This window comes from Kitasatospora sp. HUAS MG31 (genome assembly GCF_040571325.1).
Classification (GTDB): Bacteria; Actinomycetota; Actinomycetes; order Streptomycetales; family Streptomycetaceae; genus Kitasatospora; species Kitasatospora camelliae.
The window spans coordinates 1,706,910-1,726,729 of the sequence record NZ_CP159872.1; the positions used below are offsets into that span (position 1 = coordinate 1,706,910).

The 19,820-nt window shown below is 74.4% G+C and carries 17 protein-coding genes; 8 read left to right on the forward strand and 9 right to left on the reverse strand.

Annotated features, from left to right (window positions below; all coding sequences use genetic code 11):
* Positions 1-87: 87 nt before the first annotated feature.
* The 3 genes from ABWK59_RS08030 to ABWK59_RS08040 all read right to left on the reverse strand — a co-directional run bounded on the left by ABWK59_RS08030 (position 88) and on the right by ABWK59_RS08040 (position 4,271).
* Positions 88-1,149 (reverse strand): aldose epimerase family protein, encoded by a 1,062-nt coding sequence (locus ABWK59_RS08030; RefSeq protein ID WP_354639119.1) that lies wholly within the window; start codon positions 1,147-1,149, stop codon positions 88-90.
* A gap of 167 nt (positions 1,150-1,316) precedes the next feature.
* Complete coding sequence (locus ABWK59_RS08035; protein ID WP_354639121.1) at positions 1,317-3,431, reverse strand: ATP-binding protein; 2,115 nt, start codon at positions 3,429-3,431, stop codon at positions 1,317-1,319.
* A gap of 18 nt (positions 3,432-3,449) precedes the next feature.
* Positions 3,450-4,271 (reverse strand): ATP-binding protein, encoded by an 822-nt coding sequence (locus ABWK59_RS08040; protein WP_354639123.1) that lies wholly within the window; start codon positions 4,269-4,271, stop codon positions 3,450-3,452.
* 603 nt (positions 4,272-4,874) lie between these two features.
* On the opposite strand from ABWK59_RS08040, the gene ABWK59_RS08045 reads away from it, so the two are divergent.
* The 4 genes from ABWK59_RS08045 (at position 4,875) to ABWK59_RS08060 (ending at position 8,440) form a co-directional block, all read left to right on the forward strand.
* Positions 4,875-5,900 (forward strand): terpene synthase family protein, encoded by a 1,026-nt coding sequence (locus ABWK59_RS08045; protein WP_354639125.1) that lies wholly within the window; start codon positions 4,875-4,877, stop codon positions 5,898-5,900.
* 193 nt (positions 5,901-6,093) lie between these two features.
* On the forward strand, positions 6,094-7,617 hold the full coding sequence (locus ABWK59_RS08050; RefSeq protein WP_354639127.1) for an aldehyde dehydrogenase family protein: 1,524 nt from the start codon (positions 6,094-6,096) through the stop codon (positions 7,615-7,617).
* A gap of 1 nt (position 7,618) precedes the next feature.
* Positions 7,619-7,978: a DUF779 domain-containing protein gene (locus ABWK59_RS08055; protein WP_354639129.1), complete on the forward strand. Its 360-nt coding sequence runs from the start codon at positions 7,619-7,621 to the stop codon at positions 7,976-7,978.
* A gap of 138 nt (positions 7,979-8,116) precedes the next feature.
* On the forward strand, positions 8,117-8,440 hold the full coding sequence (locus ABWK59_RS08060; RefSeq protein ID WP_354639131.1) for a nuclear transport factor 2 family protein: 324 nt from the start codon (positions 8,117-8,119) through the stop codon (positions 8,438-8,440).
* A gap of 67 nt (positions 8,441-8,507) precedes the next feature.
* Here the strand turns inward: ABWK59_RS08060 and ABWK59_RS08065 are convergent, their stop codons facing one another.
* Positions 8,508-9,731 (reverse strand): serine hydrolase domain-containing protein, encoded by a 1,224-nt coding sequence (locus ABWK59_RS08065; RefSeq protein ID WP_354639132.1) that lies wholly within the window; start codon positions 9,729-9,731, stop codon positions 8,508-8,510.
* A gap of 220 nt (positions 9,732-9,951) precedes the next feature.
* Here ABWK59_RS08065 and ABWK59_RS08070 point away from each other — a divergent pair, with 220 nt between their 5' ends.
* Entirely contained in the window at positions 9,952-10,464 is a 513-nt protein-coding gene (locus ABWK59_RS08070; RefSeq protein ID WP_354639134.1) for an NUDIX hydrolase, read from the forward strand.
* Here the strand turns inward: ABWK59_RS08070 and ABWK59_RS08075 are convergent.
* On the reverse strand, positions 10,440-11,129 hold the full coding sequence (locus tag ABWK59_RS08075; RefSeq protein WP_354639135.1) for a cytochrome b/b6 domain-containing protein: 690 nt from the start codon (positions 11,127-11,129) through the stop codon (positions 10,440-10,442). The genes ABWK59_RS08070 and ABWK59_RS08075 overlap by 25 nt on opposite strands.
* The gene (locus tag ABWK59_RS08080; protein ID WP_354639137.1) at positions 11,113-11,814 is read right to left on the reverse strand and encodes a molybdopterin-dependent oxidoreductase; all 702 of its coding nucleotides are present in this window, start codon (positions 11,812-11,814) and stop codon (positions 11,113-11,115) included. Before ABWK59_RS08080 ends, ABWK59_RS08075 begins: the two co-directional genes overlap by 17 nt.
* Positions 11,815-11,934: 120 nt before the next feature.
* Between ABWK59_RS08080 and ABWK59_RS08085 the strand changes: the two genes are divergently transcribed.
* The 3 genes from ABWK59_RS08085 to ABWK59_RS08095 all read left to right on the forward strand — a co-directional run bounded on the left by ABWK59_RS08085 (position 11,935) and on the right by ABWK59_RS08095 (position 17,293).
* Positions 11,935-12,726, forward strand: coding sequence for a TetR/AcrR family transcriptional regulator (locus ABWK59_RS08085; protein ID WP_354639138.1), 792 nt, complete (start codon positions 11,935-11,937; stop codon positions 12,724-12,726).
* Between the two features lie 145 nt (positions 12,727-12,871).
* Positions 12,872-14,698 (forward strand): hypothetical protein, encoded by a 1,827-nt coding sequence (locus tag ABWK59_RS08090; RefSeq protein ID WP_354639139.1) that lies wholly within the window; start codon positions 12,872-12,874, stop codon positions 14,696-14,698.
* Positions 14,699-15,028: 330 nt separating this feature from the next.
* The gene (locus ABWK59_RS08095; protein ID WP_354639141.1) at positions 15,029-17,293 is read left to right on the forward strand and encodes a glycosyl hydrolase family 18 protein; all 2,265 of its coding nucleotides are present in this window, start codon (positions 15,029-15,031) and stop codon (positions 17,291-17,293) included.
* A gap of 63 nt (positions 17,294-17,356) precedes the next feature.
* Here the strand turns inward: ABWK59_RS08095 and ABWK59_RS08100 are convergent, their stop codons facing one another.
* The 3 genes from ABWK59_RS08100 to ABWK59_RS08110 all read right to left on the reverse strand — a co-directional run bounded on the left by ABWK59_RS08100 (position 17,357) and on the right by ABWK59_RS08110 (position 19,764).
* The gene (locus tag ABWK59_RS08100; RefSeq protein ID WP_354639143.1) at positions 17,357-18,043 is read right to left on the reverse strand and encodes a spermidine synthase; all 687 of its coding nucleotides are present in this window, start codon (positions 18,041-18,043) and stop codon (positions 17,357-17,359) included.
* Between the two features lie 109 nt (positions 18,044-18,152).
* Positions 18,153-19,187 (reverse strand): YeiH family protein, encoded by a 1,035-nt coding sequence (locus ABWK59_RS08105; protein WP_354644862.1) that lies wholly within the window; start codon positions 19,185-19,187, stop codon positions 18,153-18,155.
* Between the two features lie 13 nt (positions 19,188-19,200).
* Positions 19,201-19,764 carry a cysteine dioxygenase family protein gene (locus ABWK59_RS08110; RefSeq protein WP_354639145.1) on the reverse strand — a complete coding sequence of 188 codons (564 nt, stop codon included), beginning with the start codon at positions 19,762-19,764 and terminating at the stop codon, positions 19,201-19,203.
* Positions 19,765-19,820: the final 56 nt, after the last annotated feature.

Consider the following 19,820-nt stretch of genomic DNA (forward strand, 5'->3'; position numbering starts at 1 on the left):
ACCTGACGCAGAGCGACCGGAAGCCGCCGCCGACCCGGGCGGGTCGACGGCGGCTTCACGGGGTGGATCGGGGGCGAACCCCGCAGGTCAGGCGAGCGAGAGGCGGTACACGGTGGTGGAGCGGAACTCCTCGCCCGGCCGCAGCGCGGTGCTCGGGTAGGACGGCTGGTGCGGCGAGTCCGGGTGGTGCTGGGTCTCCAGCGCGACCCCGGCGTACCGGCCGTACGGCACCCCGCTCGCGCCGGTGACGGTCCCCTGGAGGCCGTTCGCCGTGTAGACCTGGATTCCCGGCTCGGTGGTGAGCACCTCCAGGACGCGCCCGCTGGCCGGGTCCTCCAGCAGGGCGGCGCGGACCGGCGGGCCGTCGGCGGGCCGCTCGCGCAGCACCCAGTTGTGGTCGTAACCGCCGGTGGCCTGCAGGGCCTCGTCGTGCAGGCCCTTGCCGAGCGGGGTGGCGGTGGTGAAGTCGAAGACGGTGCCGGCCACCGGCGCGATCGGGCCGAGCGGGATCTGCCGGTCGTCCACCGGGGTGTAGCCGTCGGCGTCCAGGGTGAGCAGGTGGCCGAGGACGTCGCCGCTGCCCTCGCCGGCCAGGTTGAAGTACGCGTGGTTGGTGAGGTTGACCACGGTGGGCCGGCTGGTCACCGCGTGGTAGTCGATGGTGACGGCCTCCGCGGAGAGCGTGAAGGTGACCGTGACGTCCAGCCCGCCGGGGAAGCCCTGGTCGCCGTCGGGGCTGTGCAGGCCGAGCCGGACCCCGCCGGGGACCTCCTCGGCCGTCCAGACCCGGTGCGAGAAGCCGTCGGGGCCGCCGTGCAGGGTGACCCCGCCCCCGGTCGGGGCCAGCCGGTGGTCCTCGCCGTCCACGGTGATCCGGCTGTCGGCGATCCGGTTGGCGTACCGGCCGACGGTGACGCCGAAGGACTTGGCCGGGCCGAGCATGGCGTTCAGGTCGTCGGTGGAGAGCAGGAGCTGCGCCCGGTGGCCGTCCCGGTCGGGGGCGGTCAGGGTGTGCAGGGTGGCGCCGAGGGTGAGCACGGTCGCCTCCAGCGGACCGTTGCGCAGCGTCCAGCGCTCGATGCCCACGCCCGCCCCGCTCGGCTCGAAGGGCTCCCGCCGCACTTCGGTGGCCTGTGCCGACGACGTCATGGCCCGCTCCTCACCGGCGGCCGAGCCGCGGACCGCGGCCGCCTCGCTTCGCTATTTGTTCGAATCTGGGCGATCATGTCGCCTTCGGGGCCAGCCTAGCGGGGCGGGGGCGCGCGGCGGCGGGTGCCGGGCCGCGCGCCCCTGACGGGCGGGTGGTGCCGACGGCGTCAGTCAGCCTGCCCCGGGTCCGCCTCCGGCAACCCGAGCGCCTCGGCCAGGCCGTCCGGGCCGGTGCCGGCCTTGCGGTGGACGGCGGCCAGCCGGCGGTGCACCAGGGCCAGCGGCAGGTTCAGCCGCTCGGCGATCCGCTGCGGCGGGATGCCCAGCACGGCCAGCTCCGCGACGTCCCACTCGGGCTGGCTGAGCGCGTCCTTGCTGAGCGTGCGCAGCCGGTTGGGCCGCAGGCCGGAGACCGCCAGCTCGCGCCGGGCCCGGGCGATCAGGCCGTCCGCGCCGCAGTCCTGGGCCAGCTCCATGCCCTGGTACAGGTACTCGCCGGCCTCGCCGATCCGGCCGCCGCGGCGCAGCGCGGAGCCCAGGTCGACCAGGGCGTGTGCGTGCTCGTGGCTGGCCGGGGACTGGCCGAGCCAGCCCACCGCGTCCTCCAGCAGGGCCACCGCCTGCGGGCCGTCGGAGACCGCCGCCTTGAGCCTCAGCGCGGTGCCGAGCGCGGACGGGGAGCCGAACCGGGTGGCCCGCTGCACGCCGAGGTCGGCGTAGACCCGGGCGCCCTCCGGGTCGCTCGGCGCGAGGGCCTGGGCCAGGTAGCCGGTCCACGGCGCCCAGACGGTGTTGTGCCAGCCGCGGTCGTCCAGCCGCGCCCCGGCCTCGGTGAGCTGGGTGATCGCGCCCTGCCGGTCGCCGCGGGCCAGCAGCAGCTTGCCGTAGATGGTGGCGGTGTCCGGGATCAGCATCGCGGTCGGGTGGTACGGCGGGGCGAAGGCGAACTCCCGGGTGAGCTCCCAGGCCTCCTCGATCTTGCCGCGGGCCATCAGGGTGTCGGCCAGCACGCCGACGATGTTCCACTGGAGCGGGATGTCCGGGGCGATCCGCTTGGAGATCCGCAGGCCGCGCCGCAGGAAGTCCTCGGCCTCGGGCAGGAAGCCGCGGCGGAACCGGGCCAGGCCCATCAGGAAGTAGGCGAAGCCGCGGTGTGCGCCGGACCAGCCGGCGATCTCGAAGCCCAGGATGGCGTCCGAGAACAGCCGCTCGGCGCGGGCCAGTTCGTCGGTGTAGGCGAAGGTCAGGCCGATCAGCGCGGGGAGTTCGAAGTTCCAGGTGGTGTTGGTCCACTCCAGGGCGCCGGGCAGCCGGCCGTCCTCCAGCGCGTGGTCGGCCTCGCGCAGCGCCTCGGTGGCGGGCAGGCCGCGGAGCATCAGGTCCCAGCCGCGCATGGCGTGCACGGCCTGGCTGGCGCCGGTCCCCTCGGGGAGGGCGAGCGAGAGCTGTTCCAGGCGGGCCGAGCGGCTCGGGCGGTCGACCTCCTCGCGGCCGAGGGCCAGGTACATCAGGTGGGCGACCTCCAGCCGCAGCCGGCCGGGGCCCTCCGGGGCGCGGGCGGACTCCACCCGGCAGAGCTCGGCCGCGGCGTTGAGGTCGCCGGCGTGCGCCAGCACCTCGGAGAGCCGGAAGACCGCGTCCACCCGCAGCTCGGGGCTGAGGCCGTGCTCCTCGGCGAGGGCGCGCTTGAGCTGCCTGGCGGTGGCGACCGGGTCGGTGAGCAGCGCGGAGCAGCCGAGTTCGTACAGCACCGTGGCGCGGTCGTCCTCGTTCGGCGGCTCGTCGAGGGCGCGGCGCAGGCAACGCTGGGCGGCCTCGGGCGCGCCGATCGCCAGGTGCTCGTCGGCGGCCTGGCGGAGCTTCTTGACGATGACGTCGTCGCCGTCCGGGTGGGTCTCCAGCAGGTGGCGGGCGGCGGCGAGCAGGGAGCCGCCCGCGTTCTCGATCACCGAGGCGGCGATGCCGTGCATGGCGGTGCGGGTGCTGGCGGGCATGGCCTGGTAGATCGAGGTGGCGATCAGCGGGTGGACGAACTCCAGCTTGCCGTCCGGCATGCTGGTCAGCACCCGGGCCTTGACCAGCTGACGGACCGAGTCGTCGGCCTGGTCCGGGCCCTGGGCGGAGATGCTGGCCGCCAGGCTCTGCTTGATGTCGGTGCCCAGCAGCGCGGCCGCCCAGGCGAACCGGACGGTGACCGGTCCCAGCTTGTCCAGCCAGTACTGCAGGTTCTCGCCGCGGGCGGCGGCCGCGATGTCGCGCAGTCGGGGCGCGTTCTCCTCCACCGCCGCGATGCCCTGCTCCTACACCTCGCGCAGCAGCGCGACGGTGTCGTACGGGGTGCCCGCGGTGACCGCCCAGACCTGGCGGCAGAACGCGTCGTCGGCGCCGGCGCCGAGGACGCCGTGCACCAGCTCGGTGACCGAGGAGGGGTTGAGCGGGTGGAGTTCGTGCCGGCGGGCCGCCATCGCCTCGATCTGCTGGATCAGGTAGACGGCCTCGGGCTGGAACTCGGGGCGGTAGGCGAGGACCAGCAGCACCGGCAGTTCGCGGGAGCGGGTGGCGAAGGAGGCCAGCCAGGTCAGCGACTCCAGGTCGGCCCAGTGCAGGTCGTCGATGACCATGACCAACGGTGCTCGGCGGGGCGCGAGTTGGGTGAGCACGTAGTCGAGGCCGTCGCGGATGCCCTGCGGGTCGATGCGTTCCACCTCGTCGGAGGGCGGCATCAGTCCGACGGCCGGGCCGACGATGTTGTACCAGTTGCCGAACACCTCGCGGCGCTCGTCCTCGGTGAGCCGGCCGAGCACCGGGAGCAGCAACTGCCGCAGCACGCGGAAGGATTCGTTGCGCTGCCGTTCGCCGCCGCGGGCGAAGAGCACGGTGCTGGACTTGCGGAGACCGGCGATCCGGCGGACCTGGTCGAGGACGGAGGTCTTGCCCATGCCGGGCGGCCCGGAGTAGATGATCAGTTCGCCGATCTCGGTGCCGCCCGCCTCGAACTCCCGGCACAGCCTGGTGACCGCCTGCTCGGCCGAGCGCAGCTCCGAATCGCGCTCGTGCAAACGGACTTCGGCGTCCCCACCCTTGTACGCCCGGTCACTCGGCTTGCTCTGTTCTGCGGCCACGGCCGTCCCTCCGGCTAGCGTTCCTGCCCCCCAGTGCCGACATTAGCGCCGCATACGCACCTGCGCGGGGCATTCGCGCAGGCCGGGACGGGGATGCAGGGTTAGGCCCGGGTGCCATGGGCAAATGCCTTGGTGCCCCTGTCATCTGATGATGTGATCAGATACTCTTCGCGCCGCGGGAGTGCTGTTGATCTCCGCGTGCGAGGCTGTCACCGGAACCCGCGCAAGCCCCAGCACGGTACCGAGCACGACCCGGAGTCCGATGTACGACGCCACCCCCCACGGCCCCTCCACCGACCGCGGCATCGCCGGTGCCGCCCTTCGGCGCGCGCCTGGCCGTCCCACCCTCCCGCCGCGCCGGGATCCGGGGCTCCGTCCACCCCGGGGAGCCGCCCGTCGAGCAGGTGAGGCGTCCCGGCGTTCGACGACCCAGGAGGCACGAACGTGACCCAGCAGCGACTGACGTTCTGGAGACGCACTGGCGACCGGCGGCCCGACGGGGGGCTCCCGATCGCCGTTCCTCCCCTGTACTGCCCGATTCCATCGGATCTACACCCCGCACACGAGGCGGTCGGACGGCGCACGGAGGCATGGCTCCAGGCGATGGGCTTCTGCGAAGACCCCGAGCGCCGTCGACGCATCACCGGCATGGCCGCCCACGAGTTCGTCTGCCGGATCGCCCGGGACGCCGAGGGCACCGTCGGCCTGGAGCTGGTCTCCCAGTGGCTGTGCAGCATGCTCACCCTGGACGACGAGTGGGACGCCGGCCGGCTCAGCCGCGACCCCGCCCGGATGCTCACCACCGTCACCCGGCTGCTGATGGTCATCAACTCCCCCGAGGCGCTCCGCGACGACCCGGACCTCTACCTCGCCAGCGTCCGCGACGTCTTCCAGCGGGCCCGGCTCTGGGCCCCCGCCGAGGCCGTCAAGCGCTGGGCCGACAGCCAGTTGGAGTCCTTCATGGGCGCCGCCTGCGTGGTCGCCCACCGCGCCGACGCCCGCACCATGTCGCTGGACGACTACCTCACCGTCGGGCCGCTGGACCGCGGCACCCGCTCCTGCATCAACATCATCGAGGTGGCGGAGCGCACCGCCGTCCCGCAGAGCGAGCTGGACACGCCCCGGGTCCGCGCCCTCACCCAGGCCGCCAAGTTCCTGGTGCTCTGCGCCGCCGACGTCTACTCCTACCGGCGCGAGTCCAGCCAGGGCGCGCTGGAGAGCAACATCGTCGACGTGCTCCAGCGCCACCACGGCACCTCCCAGCGGCAGGCCCTGCTCGACGCCGCCGCCCTGCACGACCGCACCATGTGCCTGTTCCTCAAGCTCTCGGAGCGCACCGAGAAGCACGCCAGCCACGAACTGCGGCGCCACATCCGCCAGTTGCACAACCTGGTGAGCGGCAACTTGGAGTGGGGCAGCACCTCGCACCGGTACACCGCGGACCCGGCCGAGACCCTCGCAGCCCCCATCGGGGGCGCCGAGGGCGGGGCGCCGGCGGGAAGCACCGGGGGCCCGGGGAGCGCGGGCCACGCCCGCCCGCCGGCCGTCCGCGCCGAGCGCCCCTCCGACGGACGGCTCTCCGCGCCGCCGATGTCCGCCATCTCCTGGTGGTGGGACCAACTGCGCTGACGCTGAACCGTTCCGTCACGGGTCCGGTACGCACCGTAGCGGCGGGCGCGACGGAGGGTTAGGGTGCCGGTCCGGGGGCCACAGCCGCCCCCGTGCGCACCCCTCCGTTCCCTTCCGCCCCGGCCCGCTCCGGCGGTCCGGCACGCCCGCCCCGGCCCGTCCGGGCGGCGTACGACGTCGCGAGGAGAAAGCCATGACGGTCTACCAGCCCCCCGGCCGCCCCGGATCCGTCGTCACCTACCGTTCCCGGTACGAGCACTGGATCGGCGGCGCCTGGACCCCACCGGTCCGCGGCCGCTACTTCGAGAACCCCTCCCCCGTCACCGGCCAGGTCTTCTGCGAGGTCGCCCGCGGCACCGCCGAGGACGTCGAGGCCGCCCTGGACGCGGCCCACGCGGCCGCCCCCGGCTGGGCCAGGACCGCCCCGGCCGACCGGGCCCGCGTCCTGCTGCGGCTGGCCGACCGGATGGAGGAGCACCTGGAGGCCCTCGCCGTCGCCGAGAGCTGGGAGAACGGCAAGCCGGTCCGCGAGACCCTGGCCGCCGACCTGCCGCTCGCCGTCGACCACCTGCGGTACTTCGCCGGCGCCCTGCGCGCCCAGGAGGGCGGCCTCTCCCAGATCGACGAGGACACCGTCGCGTACCACTTCCACGAGCCGCTCGGCGTGGTCGGCCAGATCATCCCGTGGAACTTCCCGCTGCTGATGGCGGTCTGGAAGCTGGCCCCGGCCCTGGCCGCCGGCAACACCGTGGTCCTCAAGCCCGCCGAGCAGACCCCCGCCTCGATCATGCTGCTGATGGAGCTGACCGCCGACCTGATCCCGCCGGGCGTGGTCAACGTGGTCAACGGCTTCGGCGTCGAGGCCGGCAAGCCGCTCGCCTCCAGCCCCCGGATCCGCAAGATCGCCTTCACCGGCGAGACCACCACCGGCCGGCTCATCATGCAGTACGCCAGCGCCAACCTCATCCCGGTCTCGCTGGAACTCGGCGGCAAGAGCCCCAACATCTTCTTCGCCGACGTGGCCGCCGAGCGGGACGCCTTCTACGACAAGGCGCTGGAGGGCTTCGCCATGTTCGCCCTCAACCAGGGCGAGGTGTGCACCTGCCCCAGCCGGGCGCTGATCGACTCCTCGATCTACGACCGCTTCCTCGGCGACGGCCTGGAGCGGGTCCGCGCCATCCGCCAGGGCAACCCGCTGGACACCGCGACCACGGTCGGCGCCCAGGCCTCCAACGACCAGCTGGAGAAGATCCTCTCCTACATCGACATCGGCCAGGCGGAGGGCGCCAAGGTCCTCATCGGCGGCGAACGGGTCGAGCTGGAGGGCGAGTTGGCCGGCGGCTACTACATCGCGCCGACCGTCTTCGAGGGCGACAACCGGATGCGGATCTTCCAGGAGGAGATCTTCGGCCCGGTGGTCGCGGTCACCCGCTTCGACGGCTTCGAGGACGCCGTGGAGATCGCCAACGACACCCTCTACGGCCTCGGCGCGGGCGTCTGGAGCCGGGACGGGTCCACCGCCTACCGGGCCGGCCGCGCCATCCAGGCCGGCCGGGTGTGGACCAACTGCTACCACGCCTACCCCGCCCACGCCGCGTTCGGCGGCTACAAGAACTCGGGCATCGGCCGGGAGACCCACAAGATGCTCCTGGAGCACTACCAGCAGACCAAGAACCTGCTGGTCAGCTACTCCCCGCAGGCCCTGGGGTTCTTCTAGGATGGCCGGCCCGGCACGCTCCCAGGTCGCCCTGACCCCGGCGGCTGCCGACCTGCTGCGGCGGCTCACCGCCGAGCACGGGCCGCTGATGTTCCACCAGTCCGGCGGCTGCTGCGACGGCTCCGCCCCGATGTGCTACCCGCTCGGGGAGTTCGCCGTCTCCGACGCGGACCACCTGCTCGGCGAACTCGCCGTGGCCGGGCTCGCGCCCATCCCCGTCTGGATGGCGCGCGCCCAGTACGCGTACTGGGCCCACACCCACCTGACCATCGACGTGGTCCCCGGGCGCGGCAGCGGGTTCTCCCTGGAAGCCCCGCACGGCCTGCGGTTCCTCACCCGCTCCCGCCTGATGGAGGACTGAGGCCGGGCCCGTCCCTCCCGTTCCGTCCCGTCCGCCCCCGCCCCGTCCGTCCGGCGCAAGGCCGCTGGCGGGCGGGGTGGGGGCGTGGTGGTCTCGGGAAGGAGACACGGCAATCCGCCGTCGGATAGGAGTCGCACCATGACCATCCCCGTGGACAAGCTGTCGGACCCGGCCGTCCGCAGCCTGCTCTCGGCCCTGAACGCCGGGAACCGCGACGCGTTCTTCGCCGCGCTCACCGAGAACGCCACGATGTCCGACGACGGGTCCGAACGGGACCTCGCCCAGTGGGTGGACCGGGAGATCTTCACCTCGCACGGCCACATCGACGTCCAGACCGAGAAGGCCGCCGGACGGGCGCTGGTGGCCAACTACCGCAACGACACCTGGGGCGAGATGCGGACCGCCTGGCGCTTCACCGTCGACGGCACCCGCGTCAGCCGCATCGAAACCGGCCAGGCCTAGGCAACCGGGTACCGCGGGGCAACCGGTTCACCACACCAGGGGCGCACCGGTTGGCCCGTGCCCCCGTCTAGCGAGCCAGACACCCCAGCACCGCCCGGATCAGCGTCCGCGACCGGATGTCCCCCGTCACCCCGGGCTGCATTCCATTGGTGACGTACCCGAACCCGATACCGAGTTCCGGGTCGGCGAAGCCGAGGGAGCCGCCGCGACCCGGGTGCCCGAAGCTCGCCGGGGAGGCCATCGGCGAGGTCCCGCCGTGCCGGAAGAACCCCTGGCCGAAGGCGGTGTTGACGATCAGGACCCGGTCCGGCCCGTTCACCGACGGTCCCATCGCCTCGGCCAGCAGCTCCGGCGGCAGCAGCGCCGGCAGCCGCTCCCCCGGTGCGCCCCCGTGCCGGTCCGCCGCCCCGATCAGCGCCGCGAAGAACCGGGCCACCGATCGCGCCGTACCGATCCCGCCCGCTCCCGGAACCTCCGCGGCCTGGATCGCCGGATCGTTGAGGTCCACGTTCGGCCGGACCGCCGCGAACGCGCGGGCGGTGAGCGAGGACGGGTCGCGGTAGGCGTCGACCACGGACTGCTTGGGGCGGATCCGCATGCCGTTCGGCCCGACCCGGGCGGCCTCCGGCGCGGGCAGGTCGACCAGCCGGCCGACCCGGGCGGCCGCGTCGGCGGGCAGGCCGATCCACAGGTCGAGCCCGAGCGGACGGGCGATCTCCTCCGCGAAGTACCGGCCGACGCTGCGCCCGCCGGCCCGCCGGACCACCTCACCGACCAGCCAGCCGAAGGTGTACGGGTGGTAGCCGTGCGCGGTGCCGGGTTCCCAGGCGGGGGTCTGGGCGGCGACGGCGGCGACCGCGGGCTCCCAGGCGATCAGGTCCTCGATCCGCAGCGGGACGTCCAGCACCGGCAGCCCTGCCTGGTGGGAGAGGATCCAGCGGACCGGGATCCGCTCCTTGCCGGCGGCCTTGAACTCGGGCCAGTACGCGGACACCGGCGCGTCCAGGTCGAGCAGGCCCTCCTTGACCAGGTGCAGCGCGGCGGCGGCGGTGAGGCCCTTGGTGACCGAGCGCAGCACCTGGGCGGTGTCGGCGGTCCAGTGGACGGCGGGGGCGGGCCGGCCGCCCACCTCGGGCCGGGCGTCGCCGCCCCACAGGTCGACCACCTTGCGGCCGTCGGAGTAGAGGGTGAAGGCCGCGCCGAGCTCGCCGTGCTCCCGGAAGTTCCGGGCGAACGCCTCCCGCACGGGCTCGAAGCCGTCGGCCGTCTCGCCCCAGATCTCCACCGTCACGCCTGCCGCCTTCTCCGCATCCGAGGCTCCCGGGCCCCCGATCCCCGGACCCACTCGAACCATAATCGGACGATCACCCTGCCGCCGACCCGGGCACCTCCACCCCGCCACCGGCCGCAGCCCCGCCCCGCCACTGGCCCCGCCCCGCCACCACCACCAGCCCCGCCACCGGTCCGGAAACGCCTGCGCCCGCGCCCCCGCCCGATGCAGAATGCCGATCATGACGAACCCCGCCGAAGAGCTGCTGATCGTGGTCGACGACCAGGACCGCGAGATCGGGACGGCCACACGCCCCGAGGTGTACCGGGACGGCCTGATCCACCGCTGCGTGTTCATCCTGGTCCGCGACCCGCAGGGCCGGATCTTCACCCACCGGCGCGCCGACACCAAGCTGTTCGCCCCCGGCGCGTACGACTGCTTCGTCGGCGGGGTGGTCGCCGCCGGCGAGTCCTATGCCGCCGCGGCGGTCCGGGAGGCGGAGGAGGAGCTGGGGGTGACCGGCATCGAGCCGGAGCCGCTGTTCAAGTTCCTGTACAGCGACGGCGACCGGCTGACCTGGTTCTGCGACATGTACGAGGCGGTCTGGGACGGCCCGGTCTCCCCGCAGGTCGAGGAGGTCGGCTGGCACGACTGGCTGACCGAGGAGGAGCTGGCGCAGCGGCTCGGCGAGTGGGAGTTCGTCCCGGACGGCCGCGAGGCGTACCGCCGCTACCTGGAGTCCCGCTCCTCCTGACCGCCCTCCCGCCGGCTGCCGCCCACCTCCCGGGAAGCGTCCCCGGACGCGTCCCGGTGCGGGTCCCAGTCGGGGTGCTCGCGGACCGCCCAGAGCCCGTCCACACGGCCGGTGCGCATCCCGCGCCGCGCCTCCGGGTCCCGGGCGGCCAGGTACACGTGCCCGGCCAGGACCACCGCGATCGCCACCGCCAGCCAGTCGTGCACGAAGGTCGCGCCGGTCCGCCAGACCAGCGGGCTGAGGTGGGTGAACCACATCAGCAGCCCGGTGCCGGCCATCACCGGCACGGCCCCGGCGATCCACGCCGCGTACAGCTTCTGGCCGGCGTTGAACTTGCCGGCCGGACGCCGCGGGGAGCGGCGCAGCACGGCGTGCAGCCAGGCGCGGTCGTGGGCGGTGAAGCGGTTGAGCCGGCCGAGGTCGGCGCGGAGCGCGCGGGAGGCCAGGCCGAGCAGCAGCGGCACCGGCAGGGCCAGTCCGCACCACTCGTGCACCACGGCGATCGGCCGGCGGCGGCCGACCAGCTGGGACAGCGGCGGGTAGTAGAGGCAGGCGGCGGTGGCGAGGCAGACCAGCATCAGGGCGGAGGTGCCACGGTGCACCCACCGCTCGGCGCGGACGAACCGGGGCACCCGGCCGTCGCCGGGCTCACTCGGTCGGGACATCGTCGCGTCCGTTGGAGCGGCCGACCCAGGCGTCGACGTCGTAGCCGTAGTGCTCCCAGTAGCCGGGCTGGACGGCCGGGGTCAGGGTGATCGAGGAGAGCCACTTCGCGGACTTGTAGAAGTACATCGGCGCGACGTAGAGCCGCACCGGCCCGCCGTGCTGGTGCCCGATCGGCCCGTTCTCCATCCGCAGCGCGACCAGGACGTCGGCGCGCCGGGCCTGGTCGAGGGTGAGGCTCTCGCTGTACGCGCCGTCGAAGCAGCCGAAGCGGACGGCGGTGGCCTCCGGGCGGACCCCGGCCGCGTCCAGCAGGGTGGCGAGCCGGACGCCCTCGAACGGGACCCCGGGCACCCGCCAGCCGGTCACGCACTGCACGTCCCGGACGATCCGCTGCTGTTCCATGGCCTGGAGGTCGGCCAGGCTGTAGGTGGCCTTCCGGTCCACCAGGCCGTCCACGGTCAGGGTGTAGTCGGCGGCGGTCCTGGGGGTGACCGAGTCGACCACCGAGTAGTAGCGGAACCCCCCGCCGCCGGGGAGCAGGTCGCCCAGCCCGGCGGGGGCCCGGCTGGTGACCCCCTCCACCGCGCGCTGGAGGAAGGGCCCGGCGGCCACCCCGGCGGCGCCGAGGCCGAGCATGCCGAGCACCACCCGCCGTCCCACCGGGGTGCCGCGTCCGTCGTCCATACCCCGATTCGACCACTCCGGGGCCGCTCCGGGCCAGCCTCCGGGCAGGTCGGACCACCCGGGTCCGGGCCCGGACCGCTGGACGACCCGACCCGCGGTGTCGCCGGATAGGGTGATCGCATGGCTTCCCGTACGCCCCCGGTGGCGACCCGGTCGGAGGATCAGCGCAGCGGTGCCGAGCGGGCGCCGCGGCGCAGGCTGAGCGTGGACGAGCGGCGGGAGCAGCTGATCGCGGTGGCGCTGGAGCTGTTCAGCAAGCACCCGCCGGAGGACGTGTCGATCGACGACATCGCGGCGGCGGCCGGCGCCTCGCGGCCGCTGGTGTACCACTACTTCCCGGGCAAGCAGGCGCTGTACGAGGAGTCGCTGCGGCGGGCCGGGCAGGAGCTGGCGGGGCGGTTCGAGGAGCCGGCCGAAGGTCCGCTGTCGGAGCGTCTGCTGCGGGTGATGGGCCGCTACCTGGACTTCGTGGAGGGCCACGGTCCGGGCTTCGAGGCGCTGCTGCGCGGCGGGTCGGTGGCGGCCAGCCCGGGGACCAACGCGGTGATCGACGAGGTGCGGCGGGCGGCGCAGGAGCAGATCCTGTCGCACCTGGCGATCGCCGATCCGAGCCCGGGGCTGCGCCGGACGGTGCGGGCGTGGATCGCCAACGCCGAGATCTCCTCGCTGGACTGGCTCGGCGAGCGGAGCGTCCCGCGCGAGGAGCTGCAGCTGCAGCTGGTGCAGGAGTTCGTCGCGGCGGTCACCGTGACCGCCGCCCGCGAGCCGTCGCTGGCGGTGGAGCTGGCCGGGTTCCTGGCCGAGGAGGCGTCGGGCGGGCCGACCGGGCGGCTGGTGCGCGAACTGGCCGGGCTGCTGGGCGTTCCGGGCCTGGCCGAGGCGCTCGGACGGCTGGCCGCCGGGGAGTCCTGAGCCGCCCGGGCCCGCGGACCGGACCGGACCCCGCCCGTCCGCCGAGCTCCCCGCACGCTCCGCGCCCACCCCGTGCCACGGCGTCAGTGGATTCTGATAGAAAAAGGACGGACTTGAACACCGAGGGCGAGGGGGGCTCGGCACGATGACCCAGGACGGCTTCGCGGCTGCGGAGCGGATCACGGCGACGCTGGACGCGTTGTCCGAGGCGCTGGTCGACGACCGGGCGACGCACTATCCGGCCGCCGTGCTGGGCGCCTTCCGGCGCTCCGGCCACCCCTCCTCCTCGGCCCTCTTCGGCCTCCGGCTGAGCCCGACCGGCCCCGGCCTGATGACCATTCACGGCCTGGGCGCCGTGGTCGAGGCGAGCACCGCCCGGCAGGCCCGTCCGGCCGGCGGCCCGGGTGCCGTCCCGGCGCTGCTGAGCCGCTACGGCGGCGGCCCGGTCCGCGGTGTGACGATGGCGTCCGACGCCCCGTCACTCGCCGCCTTCCAGCTGCCGGTCACGGCGGAGCCGGCGGACGAGAAGCTCCGGCCCGCGTTCGCGCCGGCGCTCGCCGCACTGGCCGCCGAGCGGCCGACCGCTTCCCCCGAGGAGCTGTCCACCGGGTCCGGCGTGGAGGTGCGGATGGTCGTGCCGCCCTCCTTCTTCCCGCTGATCCTGCGCGGCGGTGACCAGGCGCTGACCACGCACCTGGCGGAGGTCTCGGAGGAGCTGTTCGCCGGGGCCGGCCCGGCCGCGCGCCGCGAGTGGGCGGTGCTGTCGGCCGCGCTGGCGGACGAGTTCGCCGCCGCCGGGGTGTTCTACGCGGGCGTGGCGGCCCTGCGCTCCGGGGTCCGGGACAGCCGGGCCACGCTGGTGGCGGCCTTCGCCCGCCGCCCGGAGTCGGTGGGCGACCTGGCGGTGGCGCTGTCGGCCGAGCGGCCGCACGCGGAGGTGTGGACGGTCCTGCTGCCGGCCGGCCCCGCGGTGCTGCTGGTCGAGTCGCGCACGGCGCCCGTCCCGGCCCAGCTGACCGCGGACGGCCAGCGCCGATGGGTGGTCAGCTCGGTGATGGAGGCGTTCCTGCCGCTGCCGGACGGCTCCGGCGTCCTGACCGTGCAGCTGAGCACCCCGCACCTGGACGACTGGGAGCTGTACGCGGACTCCTTCGCCGAGCTGCTGGAGGGTGTGCAGCTGGGGTGGGACGGCGTGGCCGCGCCCGCCCCGCAGCCGGCCGCCGTCCCGGCGCAGCAGATCGCCACCCCGCCGGTGAGCGCGCCGCCGGTCGCCCCGCCGCCCGTTCCGCCGGCGCCTCCCGCGCCGCCGGTCGCTCCGCCCGCGCCTCCGGCCCCGCCGGCGGCCGAGGCCCCGAAGCCCAAGGGCACCCCGGTGCGGATCCCGCCGCCGGACTTCAACCCGTTCGCCCCGCCGGCCCCGCCCGCGGCGGCTCCCGCCGGGGACGGCGAGCCGGCCGCTCCGGGCAAGGGCACGCCGGTCCGCATCCCGCCGCCGGACTTCAACCCCTTCGCCCCGCCCGCCCCGACCGCGGGCGGCGCGCCGGCTCCGGCCGCCCCGGTGCAGGTGGCGGCGGCTCCGGCTGCCGCCCCGGCCTCGGCCGATCCGTTCGGCACCGTGGTCTCCCAGCAGGCACCGGACCCGTTCGGCACCACGGTGACGGGCTCGACCCCGCCGCCGGCCGCCCCGGTCGCGGCCCCGCCCGTCCCGGCGCAGCCGCCGACGCCGCCGGGCAAGGGCACGCCGGTCCGCATCCCGCCGCCGGACTTCAACCCGTTCGCCCCGCCGGCCCCGCCCGCGGCGGCCGCGGAGGACGGCGAGGAGGGCCAGGCCGCGCCCTCGAAGGGCACCCCGGTGCGGATCCCGCCGCCGGACTTCAACCCCTTCGCCCCGCCCGCCCCCTCGGCCGGCGGCGCCCAGGCCCCGGCCGCCCCGGCGGCGCCGGAGCCCCCGGCGAACAACCCCTTCGGCTGATCCCGCCTCCCGACGGCGGCCCGGCAGACCCCTGCCCGGGCCGCCGTCGGCGTTTCCGCGCCCAGGGCGCCCCCACCTCGCGGCGGAGCACGGCCATCTGACGTTCTGTCAGGTCCACACCCCCAGATGGTCCAGACCTATTGCCGCCCGGGCGCGGCATCCCTACCATCCAATGGCACAGGACCTCCGCGGCAACCCGACGGCCCGGGACCTGCGTTCCGTGCCGCCCGCGGCCGGAGCGCGCGCAGCACCCTTGCACCTGGCACCTCCCCCACAGGTAGGGGAGTCGCGCGCTCCCGCGAGCCCGCGCTCCCGGACAGGAGCCCATCCATGCGCAGACGTCGGTACCGCCTCTCCCTGCTCGCCGCCGGGAGCCTGATCGCCCCGCTGGTCGCGGTCGCCCTGCCGGCCGGCACGGCCCACGCCGCCGAGGCCACCGCCACCTTCGTCAAGGACCAGGACTGGGGCACCGGTTACGGCGGCGGCTACACCATCGCCAACGGCACCTCGACCACCATCAACGGCTGGACGCTGGAGTTCGACCTCCCGTCGGGCAACAGCGTCGCGTCGCTGTGGAACGCCACCTACACGGTCGCGGCCTCGCACGTGACGGTGAAGAACCCCAGCTGGCAGCCGACCATCGCGCCCGGTGCCTCGTACAACTTCGGCTTCAACATCGCCTATTCGGGCCCGTACGCCCCGTTGAAGAACTGCAAGCTCAACGGGAGACCCTGCGGCGGCAGCGGCGGGGACACCAGCCCGCCCACCGTGCCGGGCGGTCTGCGCGGCTCGCTGTCGGGGAGCAACGGCGCGGCGCTGTCCTGGACGGCGAGCACCGACAACGTGCAGGTCGGCGGCTACGACGTGTTCGACGGCGCGGCCAAGGTGGGGACCACCACCGCGACCTCGCTCACCCTGGCCGACCTGGCGGTCGGGGCGCACGACTTCACCGTGGTCGCCTTCGACACTTCCGGCAACCGCTCGGGCGCGGCCGGCCCGGTGCGGGTGACCGTCCCGACCCCGCCGGTGGACAACCAGCCGCCGACCGTCCCGGGGACGCCCTCGGTGACCGGCACCACCCCGCGCAGCGTCTCGCTCACCTGGGGCGCGGCCACCGACAACGTCGAGGTGACGGCGTACGAGGTGTACAACGGCTCCGCCCTGGCGAAGACCGTGCCCGGCACCGACACCTCCGCCACCGTGGACGGGCTCACCCCGGACACCGCGTACGGTTTCACCGTGAAGGCCAAGGACGCGGCGGGCAACACCTCCACCGCCTCGGCCGCGGTGTCCGCCCGCACGCCGAAGGACGACACCAACCCGGGCGGCGCCCTGAAGATCGGCTACTTCACCCAGTGGTCGATCTACTCCCGCGGCTACAGCGTCAAGCAGCTGGACACCTCGGGCAGCGCCGCCCGGCTCACCCACCTCAACTACGCCTTCGCCAACATCCACCCCACCAGCAAGCAGTGCTTCATCACCAACAAGGCGGCCGGCAACGACTCCGACCCGAACGCCGGGGACGGCGCCGGTGACGCCTGGGCCGACTTCGGCAAGGGCTGGGACGCCGGGAACTCGGTGGCCGGCACCACCGACACCTGGGACCAGAAGCTGGCGGGCAACTTCAACCAGCTGAAGCAGCTCAAGGCCAAGTACCCCAACCTGAGGATCCAGATCTCGCTGGGCGGCTGGTCCTACAGCAAGTGGTTCTCCGACGCGGCGCTCACCGACGCCTCCCGCAAGGCCCTGGTCAGCTCCTGCATCGACATGTACATCAAGGGCAACCTGCCGGTGATCGACGGCCGCGGCGGCGCCGGGTCGGCGGCCGGCATCTTCGACGGCATCGACCTGGACTGGGAGTGGCCGAACTCGGAGGGCCACCTGGGCAACGTCCTGCGGCCCGAGGACAAGGCCGACTACGTGCTGCTGGCGCAGGAGTTCCGCCGTCAGCTGGACGCGCTGGGCTCGACCACCGGTAAGAAGTACTCGCTGAGCGCCTTCCTCCCGGCCGACCCGGCCAAGGTCTCCGCCGGCATCAACGTCCCGGGCCTGTTCGGCGCGCTGGACTTCGCCACCGTCCAGGGCTACGACTTCCACGGCGCCTGGGAGAACACCACCAACCAGCAGTCCGCGATCAAGGTGGCCGCGGGCGACCCGAGCCCGGCGAACCGGATGTTCAGCTCGGAGATCGCCATCAACGCCTACCTGGCGGGCGGCGCACCGAAGAGCAAGCTGACCCTGGGCATCCCGTTCTACGGCCGCGGCTGGACGGGCGTGCCGAGGGGCGGCACCAACGGCCTGTTCCAGACGTCCACCGGCCCGGCGCCCGGCACCTACGAGGCGGGCTACGAGGACTACCACAAGCTCAAGGAGATGGCGACGAGCGGCGGGTACACCGTCTACCGGGACCCGGTCGCGGGTCACGCGTACCTCTACAACGGCACGGTCCTGTACACCTACGACGACCCGGTGGAGATCGCCCGCAAGACCGCCTGGATCAAGTCCCAGGGGCTGGCCGGCGCGATGGTCTGGTCCTTCGACGGCGACACCGCGAGCGGTGAGCTGATGGCCGCCGTGGACAGCGGCCTGCGCTAGGTTCTGTCCGGTCGATCTTGTCGGCCCGGCAAGATCGGCCGGACAGGGCCTGGCCGGTACCCCTCACCCGCGGCGTGCCAGGTGCACGGCGTCCGGCACGCCGCGGGCCACCGGGATCTCCACCGTCCGCACGTCGGCGAACCCGGCGGCGGACAGCGCCCGTTCGAACGCCGGGGACGGCCGGGCGCTCCAGATCGCCAGCACCCCGCCGGGGTTCAGCCGGCGGTGCAGCGCGGCCAGCCCGTCCGGTCCGTACAGGCCGGAGTTGGCGTCGGTGACCGTCCAGTCCGGGCCGTTGTCGATGTCCAGGCAGAGCGCGTCGAACCGCTCCCCGTCGGCGGCCAGGCAGGCCAGCAGGTCGGTGTGCAGCACCGCCACCCGCGGGTCGTCCAGCGCACCGGCGGAGAACGCGGCCAGCGGGCCGGCGCGGTGCCAGTCGATCACCGCCCGCTCGCGCTCCACCACCACGATCCGGCCCCACCGCGGCTCGGCCGCGGCGTACGCCAGCGAGAAGCCCACGCCGAGCCCGCCGATCAGCACCGAGGGGCGCTCGGCGGCCAGGGCGTCCAGGGCCGCCTGCACCAGCAGGCGCTCGGAGCGGCCGTCCGCGGTGTCCATCAGGAAGCAGCCGTTCTCGATGATCTCGAAGTGCTCCCCGCGCCGGCGCAGCACCACCTCCCCGCCCGGGCCCTCGCGGCGGTCCAGGACCGTCACGGAGTCGGCATGGTTCCGGATCGGCGGCTGGACCATCGAGGCACCTCCGGCGGGGTCGGTGTTCGTACTCGACCCGAGCCTAACGCAGCCTCAGTCGCCCCCGCGGGATCTCCGACCACCCGTCCGGGGGGCCGGAGTTCACCGTTCAGGTGGTGAGCAGTACCCCGGCGTAGCTGACCCCGGCCACCACCACCCAGGACGCCAGCCCGAGGGCGGCGACCCGGCCGCCGGTCCGGGCCAGGGAGGGCAGGTGGACGGCGGTGCCGAGCCCGAACAGGGCGGCGGCGAGCAGCAGTTCCTGGGCGTGCGCGGCCCCGGAGAGCAGGCCGGCGGGCAGGTCCAGGGCGCTGCGCAGGGCGATCACCGCGAGGAAGCCGACCAGGAACAGCGGCAGCACCGGGGGGCGCTTCCCGCTCGCGCGGCCGTCGGGGCGGGGGCGGCGGCGCAGCGCCAGGGCGACCCCGGCGACCAGCGGGGCCAGCAGCGCCACCCGCATCAGCTTGACCAGGACGGCCTCGCGCAGCGCCTCGGCGCCGCCGGTCTGGGCGGTGGCGACCACCTGGCCGACGTCGTGGACGCTGGCGCCGACCCAGCGGCCGAAACCGGTCGGGTCCAGGCCGAGCGGCTGGTGCAGCAGCGGCAGGACGGCGATGGCCAGGGTGCCGCAGAGGGTGACCAGGGCGACCGAGGTGGCGGCGTCCTCCTCGTCGCTGCCGGCGGCCTCGCCGACCGCGCCGATCGCGGAGGCCCCGCAGATCGAGTAGCCGGCGGCGATCAGCAGCGGCTGGTCGCCGCGCAGGCCGAGCCGGCGGCCGAGCCAGAGGGTGCCGGTGAAGGTGGCGGCGACCACGGCCAGCACCACGGCGACGGTGGCCCAGCCGAGGCCGAGCACGTCGCGCAGGCTGAGCTTGAAGCCCAGCAGGACGATGCCGACCCGCATCAGCCGCTTGGCGGCCAGCGAGAGCCCGGCCCGGGCGGCGCCGCGGACCAGCGGCCGGGTCCAGCCCAGGTGGGCGGCGACGAGGCCGAGGACCACGGCGGCGGTGAGCATCGGCACCGCGGGGACCAGGGCGTGCACGGTCCACGCGGTGGCGACGCCGAGGACGGCGAGGAGCAGCCCGGGGCCGTCCCGGCGGACGGGCGCGGGCAGGACGGGACGGGCGTGGGCCCGCAGGGTCAGTGCCACGGCCGGGTCACCGCTCGTCGGCGGGCAGCCGGTAGACCCGGCGGATGCTGCTGCCGAAGCGGGCGATGTCGGCGCCGTAGACGTGGATCGAGACGGCGGTGCCGGTGCCGGAGTTGCTGACCCGGTGGATGTCGCCGGGCGGGGCGAAGCCGCACACGGTGCCCTGCGGGTTGACCACGTCCTCGGTGGCCACCAGCCGGGCGGTGCGGCCGTCCGAGACCAGCCGGAACCTGCGCTCGCTCTCCTCGCCGAGGTGGACGCCGGTGGCGCACCAGGAGATGTGGTCGTGGATGCTGGTGTGCTGGCCGGGCAGCCAGACCAGGGCGACCACCGAGAGGCTGCCGTCGCGCTCGGCGTGCACCACGTGCTGGCGGTAGCGGTCCGGGTCGCCCTCCAGCTGGGCCTCGGTGAGCAGGTCGGGCGCCCCGAGGTGGGGGGCGAGCCGCTCGCCGACCAGGTACGCCGTCAGGTCCGGGGGCAGTCCCCGGTCGACGGTCTCGCGGATCTCGTCGACGAGCCGGTACATGCGGTCGGTGCACACCGCGGTGCGCTCCGTGGCGGAGAGGGTCATACCGGCAGCGTCAGCCCGGGGCTGCCATCAGGTCCAATGATGGATTGTTGGGTTTC